This is a genomic window from Kitasatospora sp. NBC_01539 (assembly GCF_045040525.1).
In the GTDB taxonomy this organism is placed as follows: Bacteria; Actinomycetota; Actinomycetes; order Streptomycetales; family Streptomycetaceae; genus Kitasatospora.
The window spans coordinates 483184-504743 of record NZ_CP109390.1; the positions used below are offsets into that span (position 1 = coordinate 483184).

Consider the following 21560-nt stretch of genomic DNA (forward strand, 5'->3'; position numbering starts at 1 on the left):
ACCGGGTAGAGGCTGTCCCGTCGTACCGGGTAGAGGTACGGGAGCGAGCGAGGGAGACGGGTAGACCATGACCACCAGAGCCGAGCCCGGTGACGACCCGGGCGTTCCGGGTGTTCCGGGCGACCCGGTTGATCCGGGCGATCCGGGCCTCAGCGCGATCATGAGCGAGCGGCGCCTGCTGATCAACCTTGCCTACCGGCTCCTGGGGTCCCTCGCCGACGCCGAGGACGTCGTGCAGGAGACCTACGCCCGCTGGTGCGCCCTGTCCGCACGGGAGCGGCTGGCCGTCGCGTCGCCCGGCGCCTGGTCGGTGACGGTCGCCGGCCGCATCTGCCTGAACCTGCTCGGCTCGGCGCGGGCCAGGCGGGAGACGTACGTGGGCGACTGGATCCCGGAACCGCTGCCCGAGCCCACGGAGTGGATCACCGGGAGCTCCGGGGGCGACGGGATCGACCCCGTCGACCGGGTCACCCTCGACGAGTCGGTGACGATGGCCTTCCTGGTCGTCCTCGATTCGATGACCCCGGCCGAGCGCGTCGTGTTCGTCCTGCACGACGTCTTCCGCTACCCCTTCGGCGAGGTCGCCGGGATCGTCGGCCGCACTCCGGCGGCGTGCCGCCAGCTGGCCTCGTCCGCCCGCCGCCGCCTCCGCACCGCGCAGGTACCGGACGGCCCGGACGCCGGGCAGGCCGACATCGTCAGGCGGTTCAGAACGGCGTGGGAGGCGAAGGACGTCGGTGCCCTGATCGGCCTGCTCGACCCCGGCGCCACCGCGACCGCCGACGGCGGCGGGCTGGCCGTCACCCACCTGCACCCGATCGTGGGCGGTGAGCGGATCGCACGTGCCTACGCCGAGATCGCGCGTGTGGCAGGTGACCGCACGACCTTCCTGGAGTGCACGGTCAACGGCCTGCCCGGCCTGGCGGCGCGGCAGGACGGCAGCATCGTCACCGTGTTCGCGTTCGAGATCGCGGGCGACCGGATCAGGCGCATCTGGGCGGTGCGGAACCCCGAGAAGCTACGGCCCTGGCGGACCGGTTGAGGAGCGGTCCGCACCGCCGGAGCGAGCGGATCCCGGCCGGCACCACCCCGTACCCTGCTCACAGCTCCGACCCGCCCGGACCTGCCCCGCCTCGACGGGCACCGACGGGCCCCGGCGGGTCGCGACGGATCGTGACGACCGACGGTTCGTCACGCCGGACTTCGACCACACCCCGCCGTGCGGGCGACGAGAACCTCGTTGCCCGGAAGGGACTGCCATCCATGTCCGAACGCATGCAGCGCAATCAGCTGGTGATCGACGAGTTCCGGTCCACCGGCGGAGTGGTCGGCGGTGACTTCGAGGGCGTGCCCCTCCTGCTGCTGACCACCGTCGGTGCCCGCAGCGGGCAACCACGGACGATGCCCGTGACCTACCTGCGGGACGGAGACCGACTTGTGGTCTTCGCCGCCAACGGCGGGAGGGAGAGCCGACCCGGCTGGTACCACAACCTGCTGGCCGACCCGGCCGCCGGTGTCGAGGTGGGCACCGAGACGTACGAGGTGACGGCGACCGAGATCGAGGGCGTGGAACGGGAACGGCTCTGGGACCGGCAGCTGGAGCACACGCCGTACTTCGCCGGATTCCAGGAACGGGCCGGGCGTCGGATCCCCGTTGTCGCACTGACACGTACCGTCGGCTGATGTGAGCGGGGTCGACGGGGCGTCCCGGCCGGGCGGGCTCGGTCCGATCCCCTCGGCATCGCCGTCCGGCCGACCGGCGGTGGGCTTGGTGGACGGCGGTGGGCAGTGTACGAAATCCCCCGCCCCGGTGATCGTTCAGGCGGTAGGGTCTGAACCCGCCGGCCGGGCTCAGGGCCGACGTCGTCGTGTCACCAAGGGGGATCATCATGTCTCGGAACACGGTTCGGATGCGCGCGGCCGCAGTGGTGGCGGGGACGTTCGCACTCCTCGCGGGGGGTGTCGCTCCGGCGTCCGCGGAGGGCTCGATACTGACCATCCGCACCACCATCGACAGCCACGTCTGCCTGGAGGTCGGGGGCTGGGCCACCAACAACGGCGCCCCGGTGAACCTCTGGGAGTGCACCGGCGGGGAGAACCAGCAGTGGGACTTCGTCACCCACGACGGCTACTACCAGATCAAGAACGTCAACAGCGGCAAGTGCCTTGAGGTCAGGGACTGGAGCACGGTCTGGGGGGCCCAGATCGACCAGTGGGACTGCACCGGCGGCGCCAACCAGGACTGGCAGGTCGGCGCAGGCCGCTACGTCAACCGGTACAGCCGGCTCCTGCTGGAGATCCACGGCTGGAGCACGGCGAACGGGACCTCCGTCGACCAGTGGGGCAGCAACGACGGCGCCAACCAGATCTGGCGCTGACCGCAGGCCGCAGGTCGGTCGCAGCAGCCCCGCCCAGTGGCGGCGGCGGCCGACCTGCGGCGCACCCGCAACCGTGCGACCCGCCGTGCAGGCAGCTGCCCGACGGCTGCGCTCGACATCGGCCTGCGGCCGGGATCGTCTCCGACCGGCGGGGAGCCGGGACGCCGGTGGTCCTCGCTCTCGCCGGCCGGAGACGTCTCCGCGACCGCCCGCCGGACGACCGGCTCACGGGGGCCGGAGGCCGTGAAGGCTCCTCGGTCGCCGCGCCGAGTCCGGTCGACGGCTGTCACGGGTAGCCGAAGGGCTGCAGTATCGGCCCGCACACGTGCCACTCGCTGCCGCCTTCGCTGGCGTGGTGCCCGAGGTGAGCGCACCACCAGAGCACGAGGTCCTGACCGTTGATGCTCTCACCGGTGGCCTGGGTCAGAATCTGGTCGTCCTGCGCCGTCCCCAGACGGCCTCGCAGGTCTTCGGCCGCGCGATAGGTGAGCGCCGCCGTGTCGAGTCGTCCGAACCCGTCGGCGACACCGTCGAACGGGCCCGGCGCGATGAGATACCCCGTCGTCCTTCCCAGCGGGTTCGCCTTGTTCAGCACCGCGTAGGTGCTCCGGGGTGTGCGGGCGACGACCGACTCCGTGGTGTACGGCAGCCAGCCGGGGCCGTAGCCCCAGTCGGTACCGACCGGGAGGTGCTCCAGCACGAGGTTGTCGGCGGCGCCGACGATGTCGAAGTCGAACCGCCAGTAGGCGTGGTGCCGGTGGTTGTACGGCGCCTGCAGTCCTGCGCTGTAGAGCTGCGGCAGGATGATGCCGTCACTCCGGAAGATCCATCGGTTGGTCAGCCGGTAGGCCCCGATGGTGTGGTAGCTCTCCACCACGAGAAATCGGTAGGCCGGATTGGTTCCTTCGTAGACCTTGACCGGCCCCTGCATGTTTCCGCTGCTCAGGGCATCCTTGTACGGGCCCGCGGGGCCGTCGTACTGGACCCGGATCATGGGCAGGCTCGCCTTGTACAGGACCTTCTGCCCCTTGTAGTGCACGCCAGTGAAGGAGATCGCCTCACTGTCCCCGTCCACCATCTGCCACTGGAAGCTCCACACCGGAGCCTCCGGGGGCCACTGCACCAGCCCACCGGACGACATGAGCCCGGACGACGTGAGGGACGTTCCGGACAACGGTTGCACCGTCCCGCTGGACGTCATGACGACACCTCCTGAGGTACCCGACCGGCCGCGACGACGTCCTGATCGGTGAGATCGACGATGGCGAAGGCGATCGGCAGGCGCCTGTCCCGAGGGCCGAAGCGCAGGTCGACGAGGCGGTGCCCGTACCGCGGGTCACGGAAGTCGACCTCCTCGACGATCAGCCCCATCCCGGTTTCGAAGTCGACGCCGTAGTCGGCCAGGGCGCCCTCCCCGCGCAGCAGTTCCAAGGCCTGGCTGCGCTCCGAGTCCGCCAGCGGAGGCTGACGGTCCACCGTTCCCGACTCCAGGACCCTCCCGGAGTCGAGGTCGACCAGCGCCTCGACGACGGTGCCGTCGGTGTAGTTGAAGATGGTCACCAGCGGGTGCTCGTCGTCCCGCCCGGTCGCCGCCGATCCGACGCTCAGCACATCGCAACGCTTGCCGGTCAGCGCCGGCCCGACCTCGCCGGACGCGAGCGCCACCTCGATCGCGCGGTGGATTCCGTCGTCGGTGAGGGTGGGCTCGATCCGCTCGAAGTCGACCGGCGCAGTGCGCACCTTCGGCAGGTATTCGCGCCAGCTCCTGGCGTCGGTGAACGGGGGGTCGATGACGGGGCCGAGATCGACCGTTTCGACGCGCATGAGTTCTGGCGGGGGGAGGCTGAATTCCTCGGACATGGTTATCCCTCTTCACGGGTGCACGGCCCGACCGACGACAGGGATCTCGATGACACGTCTCGGTCGGATCTGCCCGGATCCACGATTTTCCGGAGTGCGGCCACTGCCGGTACGGCAGCGCCGCTGCGATCGGCTGTACGGCCCGGTCCCATTCGGGGTGGCGAGGCTTTCGACACCGGGGATCGGCCTGCACTTCCAGGGCGACTCGGCACGGTACGGATCGGCTCCGAGCCGCCGACGGCAACGGATCCGGGACTCTGCGGCCCCCGCCGTGGACGCGCAGACCGATGCGCTTCATCGCCGTGGAATGCCTTCGGGGCGGGCGCTGGGACATCCATCCGCGTCCTGCGAATTCCCGGCTCTCGTCGAGCTCCCGGCTCCGGCTCTTCCCCGTGCTTCTGAGCGTGGGGGCCCCTCGCACTCCTCAGGATCCCCGGATCCTGTCTCCTGCGCCTCCCACTCTCCTCCTCCGGTGACTGACAATCAAGCGCGCTCCCGACGGATGCGGGGAACAGGTGCGGGCCGTTTCGACGCCTGTGACGGACTGTCACAGGCTGACGGCCGACCGACGGGTTCTCCGGCCACCTCGGGCTCGGAGAATACCCGGCGTTACCGGACGACATTCACGGAAAGGAACGGCGACCGGTGGCCGGGTCGGGCCGGCGCCGTTCGCCCGCCGCGGCGGGTCGGGCCGGCGCCGAGCACCGAGCACCGAGCACCGAGCACCGAGCACCGAGCACCGAACGGCACGTAGCGGGTCCGGGTGCGGGGGCATCGTGCGCGGGGGCATCGGTGGAACTACCCACACCGTCCCCAACCGGCCTTCTCCGCGGCCTGGTTGGCGACACCGGCGACCCCCGGAAGGACTGGGTGGTTCCACCGTTCCGGGACGCGGCGGGCGTCTCTAGCATGGGCCGTGTTGGAGCCGTCGCACGGTGCCCGACGGCTCCGTGCCAGCCGTGGAGGCCGCGATGACCGTGTACTTCTTCGACATCGGCGCGACGCTGGCCGACGCCACGGTCGGCGCCGACGGCGTGCTGGTGCTCAGCCCGCGGCGGCGGGTCCAGGAGGTGCTCGACGGCCTCGCGGACAGCCGCCGCGGGGTCGTCTCCGATCCCGGCCCGGGCGAGGCGGCCCGGAAGCGCGCGGCGGCGGCTCTGGAGACGGCGTTCCCCGGCCGGTTCCCCGACCGGACCCTGCTGCTCTGGGGCAGCAAGGACTCCCCCGAGATCTTCGAGCGGGCCGTGGCCGCGTCCGGGGTGCCCTCCGCGGACTGCGTGTTCGTCGGGGAGGACCCCGGCGAGCGCGCCCAGGCCCGGGAGGCCGGCATGGCGACGGCCGCCCACCCGGTCTTCACCCGGGCCGCGGCCCAGGGCAGGCCGGTGCTGTTCGTCCGGATCGGGCTGCCGGAGGACCTCGACCTGGCGGCACTGGAGGCGGTGGCGAACACGGCCGAGGTGGTGCCCCTCCATGTCGCCTCCGCCCGGTTGGTGCTGGCGATGGCCACCGCGGAGGGTGCGGCCGTGCTGGAGCAGGCCGGCTTCACCGCGGACCTGCGGGAGGCGGTGGAGGAGACCGCGGCCTTCCTGGTCCGCGGCGACCACCCGCCGTTCCTGCCCGGGGCGGCCGGGGCCGAGGCCGAGGCGCTCCTGCCCGGCGTGCCCCTGCCCGGCGTGCCCTCGGCCGGGACGGCCGAGGCGGCCGGGACGGCGGCGTGGGCGGGCTCGTCCACCGGTGCCCCGGTGGACCTCGGACCGGCCCCGGGCGGCACCTACCTGGCGGCGACCGCCGCGCTCCGGGTGGAGGAGCTGCACCTGCCGGCCGGGCGGCCCGGGCACACCGAGCGGCTGCTGGCCGACCCCGCGCTGCTGAGCCGTCCCGGGGAGGCCGAGGCCTCCGGGCTGGTCTCCGCCGGTGCGGTCCGCAGCGCCCTCGCCGCCGTGCCCTCCGAGCGGACCGTGGCGGCGGTCCGGTCGGCCGTCACGGCCGCGGTGGTCCGCGAGCACGTGGCCAGGGTTTCCGGCGCGGCACCGCTGGTGGACGGCGACCTGCGGCCGCCCGTCCGCAGCCGGAACGCGGAGAACGCGGACAACCCCCGGGTGGTGCAGGCCCTGCTGGACAGGCTGGCCGGCCTCGGCCTGGAGACCCGCCGTCAGGAGTTCGTCTGGCGGGGTCACCGGCTGGCGAACGTGGAGGCCGAGCACCGGGTCGCCGGCGCGGACGGGGCCGTCCTGGTCACCGCGCACCTGGACTCCACCGCGCTGGAGGGCACGTTCTTCGACCGGGCCGGCCTGCCCCGCCGGTACGATCCGGCGGTGGATCCCGCGCCCGGCGCGGACGACGACGGCAGCGGGGTCGCGGCGGTGCTGGCCACCGCGGAGTGCCTGACCGGGATGCTCGCCGCCGGCCTGGCGCCCGCCCGCTCGGTGCGGTTCGTGCTGTTCAACGCCGAGGAGCAGGGCCTGGTCGGCAGCAAGTCGTACGCGCGGGCGGCGGCCGCGACGGGCGACCGGATCTCCGCCGTGCTGCAGATGGACATGATCGCGGGCCGCCGCGAGGGGCCGCGCACGTTCGAGATCCACGCCGGGTCCGCCGTGGCCGGCCCGGTCGAACAGGCCTCGGACGCGCTCGGCGCCGCGGTCGAGCAGGCGGCCGCGAGCGTCGCCCCGGACCTGGTCTGCCAGCGGCTGTCCGGCCCTGCCGACCCGGCGGCCGGCCGCAGCGACCACGCCAGCTTCCACGAACGCGGCTGGCCGGCGGTCGCGGTCTGCGAGAACTTCTTCCCGGACACCGCCCCCGAGACCGGCACCCGCCAGTACCACCGACCGGGCGACACCCTGGCCGACCCCGACCACGACACCGCCTACTCGGCGGCCGTCGCCCGGACGGTCGCGACCGCCGCCCTCACCCTCGCGGGCCTGTGACCCGCCGACACCTAGGACCGCACCATGACCGACATCATCGACCAACGGGACATGAGCTACGACCACCTGGACACCGTGGACGGGGCCGACGCCTTCCTCGCCGACATCACCGAGACACTCTCCGGCTCGCCCGAGAAGGTCAACCGCTTCACCGGACACCTGACCGAGCTGCGGGTGGACCTCGCGCCGGCCCTGGAGAGCGGCAGCGCCGGGAACGGTGCGGCCGGATCGGCACCCGCCTCCGACGCGGCCCTCATCGCCCGGGCCAAGGAGTACGTCGCCTCGGCCGCCCCGGCGATCGGCTTCGCCGCGGGCGAACCGGTGGAGTTCGTGGCGGACCCCGCGGTGGCCGCCACCAGCGAGGGCCTGCGGGTGGTGAGCCTCCAGCAGACCAGCAACGGCATCGACGTGTGGGGGATGGCGCCCAAGGTGTGGCTGCGCGGCGACAGAACGGTGGAACGGCTGGTCGGCGACACCGTGAGCCTGCCGCCCGACCTGCCGGTGCGCCCGACCGTGCCGGCCGAGACCGCGCTGCGCGTCGCTGCCGCGAAGGCGGCCGAACCCCGCACGCTGAGCGGTCCGTTCGGCACCAGCGAGCTGCCCCGGCTGGACGTCTCCGGCGGTTTCCGGCGGCTGGCGGCGCAGGACGGCAACGACCAGCCGATGACCTTCTCGCAGGGCCCGTTCGACGAGGCCGTGTCCACCCGGCTGATGTACCTGTACATGGGCGGTGACGTCCGGCTCTGCTGGCGGTTCGTCCTCTCCCGGGACAACTGGACGACGCAGTACCAGGCGCTGGTGGAGGCCGACGACCGCACCGGGGACCCGGAGGACCCGGAGATCCTCTACTTCCAGGACCGGGCGCACCGGGTGCTCGCCGGGCGGGTCTTCCGCCGCAACCCGGCCGAGAGCACCTTCGACCTGGCGCCGTTCCCGCTGCCCGCGGCCGACTACCCGGACGTGGAGACCGGCGGCAGTACGGCCGGTTTCCCGAGCACCTGGGTGGAGGTCACCAACGGCACCGCCGCCACCGTCGGGAACAACGTGCGGGCCCTGGACGGAGTGAGCCGGCAACCGGTGACGATTCCGCTGGACGCCGCCGGCAACGGCGTGTTCGACGACCCGGCCGACAGCCCGAAGCAGCTCGTCACCAACATCTTCTTCTTCTGCAACTACGCCCGCGACTTCTTCCAGGTCCTCGGTTTCGACGAGGCGCACGGGAATTTCCAGACCGTCAACCCGAGCGGTCAGGGGCTCGGCGGCGACCCGGTCATCGCCGTCGCCGACCCGCGGCAGGTGCCCGGGACGGCCACCATGGCCACCCGGGCGGACGGACTGGCGGGCATGATGGTGATGGGCCTCGTCACGAGTACGCACCGGCACACCGCCCGCGACTGGGACGTCGTCGGCCACGAGTTCACCCACGGCGTGAGCAACCGGCTGGTCGGGGGGCTGTTCGACGCGGAGGGCCTGGAGGAGGACCAGTCCGTCTCGATGGGCGAGGGCTGGAGCGACTACTTCGCCCTGAGCATCCGCAACTCCCTGAACACCCTGGACCGCGAGGTCGTCGGGAACTGGGTCGTCGACAACCCGGCCGGCATCCGCCAGCGGCCGTACGGCTCCGGCTACCCGGGCAGGTTCGGCGACATCGGCAAGGGTCCCGGACAGGTCGCCGGCCAGCCCGACCTGAGCTACCGCGAGGTGCACGACGTCGGCGAGATCTGGTGCGCGGCGCTGATGGAGGTCACCCGCAAGGTCGGCGACGCGCTCGGCGACCGCAGCCGCGGGTACCGGGTGACCTGGCAGGCCGTCGTCGACGGGCTGAAACTCACGCCGAAGAACCCCTCCTTCCTCACCGCGCGCGACGCGATCATGCGGGCCTTCAAGGACCTCCGCGGTTCCAGGATCACCGCGGAGGAATACCCCGCCGTCCGCGAGGCCGCCTGGACGGCGTTCGCCGCGTACGGCATGGGCTTCGACGCCACCTGTCCCAACGCGTCCTTCGTCGGCTGCCGGAGCGGCAGCGCACTGCCCCCGTCCGGCTCGGAGGACTGACCTCGGAGGACTGACACCCGGGGACCGTCCCTCGGCCGGAGAGCCGCGGGAGAACCCGGGACGGTACGGCGCCGGACCGGCGTCGTCCACGGTCCGCGGACCTGACGGCCGGCACCCACCGGCACCCACCGGCACCCACCGGCGGCCCCGCGCGCCCGAAGCGCGCGGGGCCGCCGCCCGCGCCGCCGCCGTCACGCCGCGGGCGGGGCCGCCCGGTGCGGTCGGTCACGACAGGACCTCGACGTAGCCGTCGGTCCCGTGCACGCGGATCCGCTGCCCGTCCCGGATCAGCCGGGTGGCCTGCCCGACGCCCACGACGGCCGGCAGGCCGTACTCCCGGGCGATCACCGCGCCATGGGTCATCAGGCCGCCCACCTCCGTCACCAGGCCCGCGATTCCGACGAACAGCGGCGACCAGCTGGGGTCGGTGAAGGTCGTGACCAGGATGTCGCCCGCTTCGAGGTCGGCCTCCGCCATGTCGAGGATGACGCGGGCCCGTCCCTCGACGGTCCCGGCGGACACCGGGAGGCCGGTCAGGGCGCCGGCCGGCACGTCGTCGCGCCGGTACGCCCCGGTGACGGCCTCACCGTCCGAGGTGAGCACCCGGGGCGGTGTGAGCGCGTGGTACGAACGGAACGCGTCCTTGCGCTGCCGGACGAGCCGGTGGTCCGCCTGCTGCGAGCGCACGGTGTCGTGGAGTTCCTGGAACGTGAGGAAGAAGGCGTCCTCCCGCTCGGGCAGCACGCCGGCCTCCACGAGGCGTCCGGCCTCCGCCATCAGGGCCCGCTTGTAGACGGCGTAGCGGCTGACGATGCCGTACTTCGGGTACTCCCGGTACCCGATGAACGTCCTGACCCGGTCGATCATCCGCTTGGCCTCGTCGGCCTTCCGGTCGCCGTCCGGCAGGGCCCGGAGGCGTGACAGCACCTCCTGTTCCTTCGCCTCCGCCTTCTGCCGGCCCTGCTCGAAGCGCCGCTCGGCGGCGCCCGGTTCGAAGAGCCTGACGTTGTCGAGGATCACCGGCACGAGGGTGGTGGGGCGCTCGCGCCACCGCGGCCTGGTGATGTCGATCTCGCCGACGCAGCGCATGCCGTACAGGTCGAGGTAGGCCTCGACGGCGTCGCGCGCCCCGGTCCCGCCCGCGGGCTTCGCGAGCTCGTCCAGGAAGTCCTCGTCCCGGACGCCCCCGTCGCGGACGCCCTGCAGGAACGCCACGACCTCCGGCCACGGGCGGACGGCGTCGGCGACGTCGAGCAGCGCCAGTCCCATCTCCGACGTGATGTTGCCGGGGGCGGACAGCGTCAGCGTGTCGGCCGCGTTCTTCTCGCCGAGCCACTCCTGCAGCGTGTCGTTGAGCCACCAGGTGGCCTCCATCCCCGCCATGATCACCTGCATGCTCAGCGGATCGCCGAGCACTCGCCTGTGCTCCTCGAAGGCCTCCAGCAGGAAGTCGAACAGCGCCGGTCCGGTCTTCGTGCGGATGTCGCGCTCCAGTGCGGCGACGGACCGCCGGCTGCGCTCGACCAGTCCGGCGACGACGGCCGGATCGGTCTCGACCGGGGCAGGCGCACCGCCGGCCGGCGGCCCGCCGGGAGCCGCGTCCGGGAGCAGGGGCACGAAGTCGTCGCGGTCGAGCACGGTCTCCAGGGCGTTCCTGACCAGCGGGTCGCCTCGCCCCATGAGGTCGAGCAGGGCGGCGCGGCTCGCGGGCGAGGCCAGGCGCCGGGTGGCGTCGACGAACAGCCACCCGCCGGCCGCCTGCATCGGCGCCATCGCCGTCAGCTGCCACATCGAGAGCCCGAGGGGCTTCATGGGGTCGGTCATCATCTGCTGGTGGCCGACGGAGACGTAGACGCGGTTCTCCTGGTCGCCGGCCTCGGGGACGGGGAACAGCGTCGTGATCGGGCGGCTCTGGACGATCCGGAAGCCGTCGTCGACCAGGCACCATTCGATGTCCTGCGGGCGGCCGAAAGCCGCCTCGATCCGCCGCCCGAGCTGTACGAGCCGCACGACCTGCGCATCCGTCAGCGCCGGTTCCTCCTGCCGCCGCGCGTCGACCGCCACCACCTGCGTGCCGCCGGCCGGCAGGGCGTGGACGGCACGCTGCTTGGCGGCGATCGCCCTGGCGGTCACCTCGCCGTCCCGCACCGTGAAGACGTCCGGGTTCACCAGGCCGGAGACCAGGGCCTCGCCGAGGCCGAAGCCGGCGTCCACGGTGGCGACCTTCCGGTTGCCCGTGACGGGGTCGGCCGTGAACAGGATGCCGGACGCCTGCGGGAGGACCATCCGCTGCACGACCACGGCCATCCGGACCGTACGGTGGTCGATGCCGTTCCGCCGGCGGTAGATCACGGCCCGCTCGGTGAACAGCGAGGCCCAGCACCGGCTGACGTGCCGGAGGACCGCCGCCGGCCCGACGACGTTCAGGTAGGTGTCCTGCTGGCCGGCGAAGGAGGCCGTCGGCAGGTCCTCCGCCGTCGCGCTGGACCGGACGGCGTAGGCCGCTTCCGCGCCGAACCCGGCGAGCGCGCGGGTGATCGCCGCCGCGAGGTCGTCCGGTACGGCGATCCCTTCGACGGTCCGGCGGATCCGCGCGCTGAGCGTGCGGATCGCCTCCCGGTCGTGCGGGTCCGCGCGCGACAACCGATCGAGCTGATCGTCGATCGCCGGCGCTTCCGCCATGATCCGGCGGAAGGCGTCCGTCGTCACGCAGAAGCCGCCCGGCACGCTGACGCCCTCGATCCGCGCCAGCCGGCCCAGGGACGCGGCCTTGCCGCCGACGACCGCGACCTGCGTCCCGTCGACCTCGCGAAGGTCCCGCACGTACGGCTCGCTCACCGCGGCACCTCCGAGGCCGTCGTGCTCCGCTGCCCTGCCATGGCCGTTCGCCGCACCGGCGCCTCCACCTCTGCCGAACCTCTTGTCGAACCTCTTGCCGAGCACGTCGTCATTCCTCGTCGTCATTCCTCGTCGTCATTCCTCGTCGTCTTCCTCTGCGGGCCGGGCCGACCGGGCCGACCGGACGGCAGACGCGCGGAGCATCCGCACCGCCGGTCCCCCACTGATTCGACGTCACCGCATCCCCCGTACGTCGACAACGACACACGCACACCGCGCTCCCGTTGCCACAGGTAGTGGCATCGGCCGACGATTCTGCGCCGTCACCCGGGCCTTGCGGCAAGCCCCCCGGCGCGCTATAAGTTGAGAGTGGCAAGGAGCGGGCTCTCCTTGCCTTTGCCGTGTGCGGTCCGACGAACCGGCCGGCGTGCCGCGCAGCGGTGGCGCACCGCGCACGGGTACGCGGCCCCGGTCCGATCGTGAGGGGCCTGCCCCGGTTCCGCCGGCCTGCCGCGTCCGGCGCTCTCCGCTGGACGGCACTCGACGGTGCCGGGCCGCCGGGTGCCCCGCAGCGCCGTCCGGCGGACGCGCCGATCCCACAAGCGACCGGCCGAACCCGCCCCGAGCCGGGCGGCAGGCATCGCTGACAGCTGGTCAGATGAGCCGGATATGCTCGAACTCCACTGCCGGAGAGACTTGTTGATTCACGGAAACACGCGCTCAAGTCGACGAACTGACGAACTGAAAGCAACAAGTCGATCCTCTGGAGCCCCAGGGGTTGCGTGACGGATCAACCCCGCCGTAGGCTCCTGACGCTGACATGATCAAACGGGGGTTTCATTCATGGGCAGAAGGTCTGACGGTGTGAGTTGCCCGGACGGTTCCGGCAAGTTGCTCGCGTGTTGTAGGTGTAGCCGGCGGCGCTAGCCGCACAGCCCGGCTGCCGGTGCGCCACAGGTGTCGGGAACGACTCGATACGCCGTGACCTGGGCAGACGGCCGGGCCTACGTTCAAGAGGACGCGCGCGACATCAGCGCTGCGGCAGAGATCCTCACCATGCCTTTCGAGATCGTGCGAGTGGTCCGTCCACCGCACCGCCCGCCATGGCCTTCGCCTGTGGCAGGCGCGATGCAGCGTGCCCGTCTGCGTGCCCGCGTGCCCGTCTGCGTGCATGCCTGGGTGCCCACCTGCATGCCCGCCTGCGTGCCCACCTGCCGGTGGGCGGCCGGTCAATCCCCCAACGACGATGAAGGATTCGTGATGAGTGCGTCGGTCCAGAACCACGTGGTGGTCATCCACCGGTGGCGGGCGGAGTACGTCGACTACGCGGCCGTGCTCGATCACACCGTCCACCGCGTCAGCTACGTCACGACCGAGGTCGGTCGGGCCCGGGTCCCCGACCAGGCCGCCGGCGTCGAGATCGTCGCGAACACCGACGACCTCGCGGCAGCGCGCCGGGCGGTCGCGGCGCTCGCGGAGCGGCACGGACCACCGCACCGGATCGTCGCGCTGAAGGAGGACGACCTGCTCACCGCGGCGGTGCTCCGGGCGGAGTGGGGTTGCGAGGGCACCCGGCCCGAGGAGGCGTTGCGGTTCCTCGACAAGCTCGTGATGGCCGACGTCGTCGCCGACCGCGGTCTCGCGGTGCCTCCGCTCACGGCGGTCGACAGTGCCGACGAGGTCCGCGTCTTCGCCGAGAAGTACGGCTGGCCCGTCATCGTGAAGCCACGGATCGGCAGCTCCAGCGACGGAGTCGCGCGGTTGCAGGAGCCCACCGACGCGGACGGGATCGACTTCGCCGGGCGGCCGATGCTCGCCCAGGTCTACAACCCGCACCCGATCTACCACGTGGACGGCGTGTACCTGGACGGACGCCTCGCCGCCTTCCGCGCCTCCCGGTACGTCAACGACTGCCTCGCCTTCCGGAGCGGCGACTACCTGGGATCGGTCGAGGAGGACCACCCGGCGATCGTGTCCGCCGTCGGTGCCGCCGCGGAGCGCTTCGTCGCCGCCTTCGACACCGATCCGCTGGTGTTCCACCTGGAGCTGTTCGTCGCACCGGCGGACGGCACGGGTGAGCCCGAGTGCACGTTCCTGGAGGTCGGAGCCCGGGTGGGCGGCAGCGAGATCCCGTTCCTGTGGCGGGAGGTCCACGGGTACGACCTCATGGCGGCAGCACTCAGGCTGCAGCTGGGCGAACCGCTGGATCCGCCGGTGCTGACGAACGACGAGGTCGCCGGCTGGCTGCTGGTGCCGTCGCCCGCGCGGCGGCCCTGCCGCATCACCGAGGTCACCCCGCTGAGCGGGCGGGTCCCCGGCCTGTACGCCGAGGCGCTGCTGCGCCGCGGCGAGGTGCTGCCACCGGCCGACGCCTACTACGAGCACGTGGGCGGCCGGTTCCGGTTCCGGGGCACCACGAGCCGGACGGTGGAGGAAGCCATCCAGGCCGCCGCAGCCGACTTCCGCATCAGCGCCGAGCCGATGGGAGACGTCGCGTGAAGCACGTCGTGCTGGTCGATCCGTACGCACCGGCCCGGGGACTGCCGCCTGCGTTCACGGCGGCGGGGTATCCCTGTGTCCGCCTGCAGAGCACGGCGGAGGTCCCGGCGGTGTACCGCGGCCCGTTGGATCTCGACGGCTACGTCGCGAACGTGGTGCACCGGGGCGACATCGCGGACACCGTCCGGCAGCTGTCCGCGTACCAGCCGGTGGCCGTCCTCACCGGCAGCGAGCTGGGCGTCGAACTGGCCGACGAACTCAGCGAGTTGCTGGGTCTGGACACCAACGGCACCAAGCTGAGCGAGACCAGGCGTGACAAGTTCCGGATGATCGAGCAGGTGGCGGCCGCCGGGCTGCGCACGCCGCGCCAGGTGCACGTGACCGACGAGGCGGAGCTGCGCGCGTGGCACCGGGAGATCGGCGGCCGGATCGTGGTCAAGCCGCTGCGCAGTGCCGCCGGCGACGGTGTCACGTTCTGCGACAGCCCCGACCGGTCCGCGGCGGCACTCGCGGAGATCATGGGGCGGGAGAACATCTTCTCGCTGCCGAACCTCGGCGTGGTGGCCCAGGAGTACCTCCTGGGCGCGGAGTACATCGTCAACACGGTGAGCCGTGCCGGGCGGCACCACGTCACCGACAGCTGGGGATCCGGCCGGCTGTCCGTCAACGGGATCACCGACCTGCTGGTGGAGAGCGTCCTGCTGGAGCCGGACGCACCCGGCCTCGCCGAACTGACCGCGTACGCGTTCGCCGTGCTGGACGCCCTCGGAATCCGGTTCGGTCCGGCCCATCTGGAGATCAAGATGACTCCGGACGGTCCCTGCCTGGTCGAGGTGGGCGCGCGCATCTCGGGCGGCGAACTGCCCTACTTCGCGGCCGAGGCGATCGGCGAATCACAGCTCGACTGGACCGTCGACTGCTACGTCCGGCCGGAACGCTTCGACGCGCGCTGCGGTGCGCCGTACCGGCTCAAGCGGTACTTCGCCTGGTCGGCGCTGGCGTCGCCGTACCGCGGGACGCTCGTCTCCTACCGGGGGATCGAGCAGATCGAGGCCCTGCAGAGCCTCCGCGGGCTGCGGACCCTCGTCGCGCCGGGAAGTGCCATCCAGCCCACCGTGAACGACCTGACCTATCCGCTCACCGTCACGCTTCACCACGAGTCCGACGGAGTCCTGCAACGGGATCTGAACACCATCAGATATCTCGACGGGACCGGCTTCTACGACGTAGATCACCACCAGCAGAACGGCTGACCAATGCGCATTGTCGACCTTACCCACGGATTCTACGAGGGCATGCCGTCCTATCCGGCCGACTGGTTCCCGCGCTTCACCTTCGACCGGGCGATGACGCCGGAGACGGATCCGTACGGCACGAACCGCACGTTCTCCACGCTGCACATCTTCCCGCACAACGGCACGCACGTGGAGTACAAGCAGCACTTCTTCCCGGGGGCCGAGGGCATCGAGGACGTCCCGCTCGAAACCCTGATCGGCCGGGCCTGCGTGGCGGACCTGTCGCACAAGGGAGACCTGGAGCCGGTGACGGCCGAGGACCTGGACAAGGCGGTGGGCGACCGCTGGTCGCCCGGGGACCGCCTCCTCGTCCGCACCGACTACCTCCGCCGCAACTGGGGTGCCGAGGACTACTGGGACCGCCCGCCGTACATGACGCCGTCGGCCGCGCAGTGGGCCATCGACAACGGCGCGGTCCTCGTCGGGTTCGACTGCCTGACCGAACGTCCCGGCGACGCGGAGTCGCCGGTGCACCACGCCCTCCTGGCGGCGGGCATCCCGATCCTGGAGTACGTGACCAACCTGCACGAGCTGGAGCAGTCCGTGGTGCAGCTGTTCGCCCTGCCGATCAAGGTGTCCGGCGTGGAGGCCGCGCCGGCCCGCGTGGTGGCGGTGGAGTACGGCGACGCGGCCGTTCCCACCGCCGGTGGCTGACGTGGCCACCACCGTGGATTCGCCCGCCTTCCTGCGCAGCGGGCTGCGCGCCGGTGACGTGGTGCACCGGTACGAGCTGCGCGGGCCCGACGTCGACGCGGTCGCCGCGGCGGCGGCGCTGCGCGGCTCCGGCCGGATCATGCTGAGCCGTCGGGCCTCGGAGCCCGAGCCGGTCGTGCTGCTCGCGGTCGGCGAGCTCGCCACCGCCCGCCGGACCGGCCCGCGGCAGCACGGCACGTCGGCTCCCCGCCCGGTCACGGCGGCGGTCGACTTCCTGGCCGGCCTGGAGTTCGCGTCCGGCGCGGCGCTCGACGAACGCAGCTGGTACGGATGCGTGGGGTTCGACGCGGTCACCGACTTCGAGCGGCTGTCGCTGCAGTCGACGGGCCTGCCGAGCTACGACATGTTCCTGCCGGAGGTGCTGGTCCGCTTCGACCGGACCGGGACCACGGTGGTCGGACGGGGCGCCACGGCGCCGGAGGCCCGGCACGCCGCCGAGCGCGTCGAGCGGGTGCTCCGGCGGGCCGAGGAGGTCCCGGAGGTGTCGGCACGGGTCGGCGCCGGCACGTTCGGGCACGGCGTGGACGAGTACCTGGAGGCCGTGCGGAGGGCGAAGGACTACATCCTGGCCGGCGACATCTTCCAGGTCGTGCTGTCGATCAGGTACTCGGCGCCCGGTGAGGCGGACGGCCTGACGGTGTACCGGCGGCTGGCGGAGTTCAACCGCTCGCCGTACCACTTCTGGTACCGCGGCAGCGAGTTCGAGGTGGTCGGTGCGTCGCCGGAGCCGTGCGTCACCCTCGCCGACCGCGACGTCCTCATCCGGCCGCTGGCCGGGACCCGTCCGCGGGGCGCCGATCCCGCCGCGGACCGCGCGGCCGAGCAGGACCTCGTCTCGTCGGAGAAGGAGCTGGCCGAGCACCGGATGCTCGTCGACCTGGCCCGCAACGACCTCGGGCGGGTCTGCGTCCCCGGGACGGTGCGCGTGCCGCGGCTGATGGAGGTCGAGCGGTATTCGCATGTCATGCATCTGACATCGGACGTGCACGGACTGCTCCGCCCCGACTGCCGCACCGACGACCTCCTCCGCGCGAGCTTCCCCGCCGGCACCATGACCGGCGCTCCGAAGGTGCGGGCGATCGAGATCATCGACGAACTCGAACCGGTCGGCCGCGGCCTCTACTCGGGCGCCGTCGGATCGTTCGGCGTGAGCCACGCCGACCTCTACCTGACCATTCGCGCGCTCGTCCTCCACGACGGCGAGCTGCACCTGCAGGCCGGCAGCGGGATCGTCTACGACTCCGATCCCCTCGCCGAACGGGAGGAGTGCGTGGCGAAGCTCCGGGCCGCCGCCCGCGCCGCCGCCGTCAGCCTCGGACCGGGGGTCCACGCGTGATCGTCATCATCGACAACTACGACTCGTTCGTCTACAACCTCGCCCAGTACGCCGGCCGGCTCGGCCACGAGTGCCGGGTCGTGCGGAACAACGCGCTGACCGTCGACGAGGTCACCGCGCTGAACCCGAGCCTGATCCTCATCTCGCCCGGCCCGGGCGGCCCGCAGGACGCGGGCATCTCGCTGGACCTCGTCCGCGACCGCGGCCACCGCGTGCCGATCCTCGGCGTGTGCCTCGGACACCAGTGCATCGCGGAGGCGTTCGGCGCGCGCGTGGTCCGGGCCGCCGTACCGATGCACGGCAAGCTCAGCCCCGTGTACCACCGGGACACCGGCGCCTTCACCGGGCTGCCGAGCCCGCTGCAGGTGACGCGCTACCACTCGCTGACCGTCGACCCGGCGTCCCTGCCGGACGAGCTCACCGTCACGGCCTGGACCGACACCGGCGAGGTCATGGGGCTGCGCCACCGGGACCTGCCGATCGAGGGCGTGCAGTTCCATCCGGAATCCCTGTTCACCGAGAAGGGCCTCGACATGGTGGCGAACGCGCTGAAGGCAGCCGAGCGGGTGACGGCATGAGCGGCAACGGAGACGACGACATGACGCGGCACCTCCAGGACACCCTCCGGTGGCACTTCAGCCCCGAGACCGGGTCGCCGTTCTGGCTGAAGCGCAAGGAGAGCCTCGGCTTCGACCCCCTCCGCGACGTCGCCGACCTCGCCGACCTGCGGAAGTTCCCCGACGTCAGCGACGAGCTGCGGACCGTCCCGGTCGACCTCCTGCGGCCGGCGGGCTCGGCCGACAGCCCGTTCGAGGTGTACGAGTCCGGCGGCACGCTCGGCGCGCCGAAGCGCATCGTCGAGCACCGGTCCCGGATGGAGGGCGTCGACTGGGTCGAGACCGTGCTGCCCTCGTTCGGCGGTGGCGGCCACTGGCTGCACGTCGGACCGACCGGGCCGCACATCGTCGGCCGCTCCGTACGCCGGCTGGCGGAACTGCGCCGAGCCGTGTTCTTCACGGTGGACTTCGACCCGCGGTGGGTGAAGCTGCTGATCCGGACCGACCGCCGACCCCTGGCCGACGAGTACGTCCAGCACGTCCTCGACCAGGTCGAGACCATCGCCGAGTCGCAGGACGTACGGGTCCTGTTCATCACGCCGCCCGTGCTGGAGGCGCTGTGCGGACGCGAGAAGCTCTACCGCATGCTGGCCGACCGCGTCACCGGCATCATCTGGAGCGGAACCAGCATCAGCAGCACGTCGCTGCGGCTGCTCCGGACCGAGTTCTTCCCGCGCGCCGAGGTGCGCGGGATCTACGGCAACAGCCTCATGGGCATCGCGCCGCAGCGGACGCCCGAGCCCGGCGACACGCACCCGTGCGTGTTCCGGACCTTCCGGCCCCGGTCGGTCGTCGAGGTCGTGGACCCGGACACGGCGGAACCGGTGGCGCCCGGCGAGCGCGGCCGCGTCCTCGTGCACCTGCTGACGAAGGACCTGTTCCTGCCCAACGTGCTGGAACGCGACACCGCTGTCCGGATCACCCCGGGTCGGCCCGGCCTCGGCGACGACCTCGCCGACGTCCAGCCCTTCCGCCCGGCATCCGGCGCGCGCGTCATCGAGGGCGTGTACTGATGAGCCTTCCGATCCTGCAGCCGCTGGTCGGCGGCGAGACCTTCACCTGCGACGAGACCACCGACGTGCCCGGCGTCGACGGTGCACCGGTGGCCCGCGTCGGAGCGTCCCCCACGCTCCTGCTCCAGCTGGCGCTGCGGCGCCTGCGCGGCGCGGCCGTGCCGCCGGAGGTGTTCAGCCGGGCCGGCACGCTCTTCGCCGGGGCCGACCTCGCCGGCGAGTCGGCCGACGAGTACCGCCGCCGCGTGGTGGCCGCGACGGGCCTGCCGTACCGGTTCGTGACGGACGGTCTGCACAGCGTCCGGGACGGGCTGGCCCGACTGGAGGAGAGCACCGCACGCCAGCTGCCGGCGCCGACGGCCGGTGTCCGGTGGGTGCCCCGCGGACGGACCCTCGGGATCGTGACCCCGTCGAACCACGTCGACCCGCATCTGACGTGGGCCCGGGCGCTGTCGCTCGGATACGGCGTGATCGTCCGGCCCGGCACGCGCGACCCGTTCACGCCGTTCCGCCTCGCGGCCGCCCTGCTCGCGGCCGGGCTGCCGCCGCACTGCCTGACCGTCCTCCCCGGTGATCACCACCTGGGTGAGCGGCTCCTCGCCGAGTCCGACCTGGGCATCGTGTACGGCGGTCCGGCCGCCGTGAGCCGCTGGGCGGACCACCCCCGGGTGCTGACACGAGGCCCCGGCCGGAGCGCCGCGCTGCTCGACCGGCCGCTGTCGCCGGACGTCGTCGAGGCGCTGGTCCGTTCCGTCGCCGCGGACGCGGGCGTCCGGTGCACCAACACGTCGGTGATCCGTACCAGTGGGGATCCGGCGGAGGTGGCCGACGTCCTGGCGACCCGCCTGGACGGCCTGCCGACCCTCCCGGCGGCGCACCACGACGCGATGCTGCCGACGGTCTCCGCGGAACAGGCCGCGCAGCTGCGCCGTACGGTCGCCGGGCTGGAGGAGGCCGGCTTCCGGCGCCACTCGGCCGACGACGGTCCGGTGCCGCTGCCCGACGGCTCGTACGCCGCGCGCCCGGTCGTGCTCAGCACGGACGACCCGCGGCACCCGTCCATCGGTACCGAACTGCCGTTCCCCTTCGTCGTCGTCACGCCGTGGTCGGCCGCCGACGACCTGGAGTCGTTCGGCCGGACCCTCGCACTGTCGGTCTTCAGCGACGACCCCGCCCTCCCCCTGGCCGCCCTGGCGGAGCCGCAGATCCGACGCGTCGTCGTCGGCGGGACGACGCCCTGGACGAGCGGGCCGGAGCTGCCGCACGACGGCAGCCTCACCGGATTCCTGCTGGAGCCCAAGGCCCTGCTCTCGGACAAGGAGCCCACCCGATGAAGCACGTCGTCGTCACCGGAGCGTCCGGGGACATCGGCACCGCCGTCGTGGCCCGCGCGGTGGCCTCGGGCGCGGAGGTCCTCGCCCAGTTCCACACGCGGCCACCGGCCGTTCCGCATCCGTCGGTCACCCCGGTCCGGGTGGACCTGACCCGCGACGACGGCCCCGCCGAACTCCTCGCGGCGCTGCCGTGGGACGGCGTGGACCTGCTGGTCAACTGCATCGGCGGGGCGAGGCCCACACGGTACGCGGACCTGAGCACCGCGGCGTGGCGCGAGAGCATGCAACTGAACGTCGAGGTGCCGTTCGCCGTGACGCGGGAGCTCGTCGGCCCGCTGGCCGCGGCGGCCGGTGCCGTCGTGAACCTGTCGAGCGTCGCGGCCTTCACCGGCGGCGCGTTCGGCCCGCACTACGCCGCCGGCAAGGCCGCCGTGGTCGGCCTGACCAGGTCGGCCGCCCGCGAGCTCGGCGAGCAGGGGATCCGGGTCAACTGCGTCGCCCCCGGGCCGGTCGCATCGGCGATGACCGACGCGCTCCCCGACGGCGTCGTCGCCGGCCTGCTGGCCGCCACCGCGTTGCGACGGGTCGTGACCCCGGAGGAGGTCGCCGACGCGGTGTTCGGGATCGCCGCGGCCACCGGCGTCACCGGACAGACCCTGGTCGTCGACGGCGGCCGGTTCCTGCACTGATTTTCCCC

General features: G+C 72.5%; 16 protein-coding genes. 13 read left to right on the forward strand and 3 right to left on the reverse strand.

What is annotated here, in order from left to right; all coding sequences use genetic code 11:
• The first annotated feature begins 67 nt into the window (after positions 1 to 67).
• The 3 genes from sigJ (at position 68) to OG335_RS02005 (ending at position 2378) form a co-directional block, all read left to right on the forward strand.
• On the forward strand, positions 68 to 1042 hold the full coding sequence (sigJ, locus tag OG335_RS01995) for an RNA polymerase sigma factor SigJ (RefSeq protein WP_405009204.1): 975 nt from the start codon (positions 68 to 70) through the stop codon (positions 1040 to 1042).
• A gap of 221 nt (positions 1043 to 1263) precedes the next feature.
• Positions 1264 to 1683: a nitroreductase family deazaflavin-dependent oxidoreductase gene (locus OG335_RS02000; protein WP_405009205.1), complete on the forward strand. Its 420-nt coding sequence runs from the start codon at positions 1264 to 1266 to the stop codon at positions 1681 to 1683.
• Between the two features lie 206 nt (positions 1684 to 1889).
• A complete protein-coding gene (locus OG335_RS02005) occupies positions 1890 to 2378 on the forward strand; it encodes an RICIN domain-containing protein (protein WP_405009206.1) in 489 nt (162 codons plus the stop codon).
• Positions 2379 to 2664: 286 nt separating this feature from the next.
• On the opposite strand, the gene OG335_RS02010 is transcribed toward OG335_RS02005, so the two are convergent.
• Both OG335_RS02010 and OG335_RS02015 read right to left on the reverse strand, forming a co-directional pair.
• Positions 2665 to 3501, reverse strand: coding sequence for a hypothetical protein (locus OG335_RS02010; protein WP_405009207.1), 837 nt, complete (start codon positions 3499 to 3501; stop codon positions 2665 to 2667).
• 74 nt (positions 3502 to 3575) lie between these two features.
• On the reverse strand, positions 3576 to 4238 hold the full coding sequence (locus OG335_RS02015; RefSeq protein WP_405009208.1) for a hypothetical protein: 663 nt from the start codon (positions 4236 to 4238) through the stop codon (positions 3576 to 3578).
• Between the two features lie 971 nt (positions 4239 to 5209).
• Between OG335_RS02015 and OG335_RS02020 the strand changes: the two genes are divergently transcribed.
• Together OG335_RS02020 and OG335_RS02025 are read left to right on the forward strand one after the other, a co-directional pair.
• Positions 5210 to 7162, forward strand: a complete 1953-nt coding sequence (locus OG335_RS02020; RefSeq protein ID WP_405009209.1) for a M20/M25/M40 family metallo-hydrolase — start codon at positions 5210 to 5212, stop codon at positions 7160 to 7162.
• Positions 7163 to 7186: 24 nt separating this feature from the next.
• The gene (locus OG335_RS02025) at positions 7187 to 9217 is read left to right on the forward strand and encodes a M36 family metallopeptidase (protein WP_405009210.1); all 2031 of its coding nucleotides are present in this window, start codon (positions 7187 to 7189) and stop codon (positions 9215 to 9217) included.
• 225 nt (positions 9218 to 9442) lie between these two features.
• Here OG335_RS02025 and rph read toward each other — a convergent pair whose 3' ends face one another.
• Positions 9443 to 12055, reverse strand: coding sequence for a rifamycin-inactivating phosphotransferase (rph, locus tag OG335_RS02030; RefSeq protein WP_405009211.1), 2613 nt, complete (start codon positions 12053 to 12055; stop codon positions 9443 to 9445).
• Positions 12056 to 13315: 1260 nt separating this feature from the next.
• Between rph and OG335_RS02035 the strand changes: the two genes are divergently transcribed.
• From OG335_RS02035 to OG335_RS02070, 8 genes are read left to right on the forward strand one after another with little or no spacing between them, the layout of a single operon-like run.
• On the forward strand, positions 13316 to 14554 hold the full coding sequence (locus tag OG335_RS02035) for an acetyl-CoA carboxylase biotin carboxylase subunit family protein (protein WP_405009212.1): 1239 nt from the start codon (positions 13316 to 13318) through the stop codon (positions 14552 to 14554).
• Positions 14551 to 15807 carry a biotin carboxylase gene (locus OG335_RS02040; protein WP_405009213.1) on the forward strand — a complete coding sequence of 419 codons (1257 nt, stop codon included), beginning with the start codon at positions 14551 to 14553 and terminating at the stop codon, positions 15805 to 15807. The genes OG335_RS02035 and OG335_RS02040 overlap by 4 nt, the downstream gene beginning before the upstream one ends.
• Before the next feature lie 3 nt (positions 15808 to 15810).
• Positions 15811 to 16503, forward strand: a complete 693-nt coding sequence (locus OG335_RS02045; RefSeq protein ID WP_405009214.1) for a cyclase family protein — start codon at positions 15811 to 15813, stop codon at positions 16501 to 16503.
• A 1-nt stretch (position 16504) separates the two neighbouring features.
• A complete protein-coding gene (locus OG335_RS02050) occupies positions 16505 to 17899 on the forward strand; it encodes an anthranilate synthase component I family protein (protein WP_405009215.1) in 1395 nt (464 codons plus the stop codon).
• Entirely contained in the window at positions 17896 to 18477 is a 582-nt protein-coding gene (locus OG335_RS02055) for an anthranilate synthase component II (protein WP_405009216.1), read from the forward strand. Before OG335_RS02050 ends, OG335_RS02055 begins: the two co-directional genes overlap by 4 nt.
• Positions 18474 to 19529 (forward strand): phenazine biosynthesis protein, encoded by a 1056-nt coding sequence (locus OG335_RS02060; RefSeq protein ID WP_405009217.1) that lies wholly within the window; start codon positions 18474 to 18476, stop codon positions 19527 to 19529. Before OG335_RS02055 ends, OG335_RS02060 begins: the two co-directional genes overlap by 4 nt.
• The gene (locus OG335_RS02065; RefSeq protein WP_405009218.1) at positions 19529 to 20863 is read left to right on the forward strand and encodes an aldehyde dehydrogenase family protein; all 1335 of its coding nucleotides are present in this window, start codon (positions 19529 to 19531) and stop codon (positions 20861 to 20863) included. Before OG335_RS02060 ends, OG335_RS02065 begins: the two co-directional genes overlap by 1 nt.
• Entirely contained in the window at positions 20860 to 21552 is a 693-nt protein-coding gene (locus OG335_RS02070; RefSeq protein WP_405009219.1) for an SDR family NAD(P)-dependent oxidoreductase, read from the forward strand. The genes OG335_RS02065 and OG335_RS02070 overlap by 4 nt, the downstream gene beginning before the upstream one ends.
• The last annotated feature ends 8 nt before the right edge of the window (positions 21553 to 21560 follow it).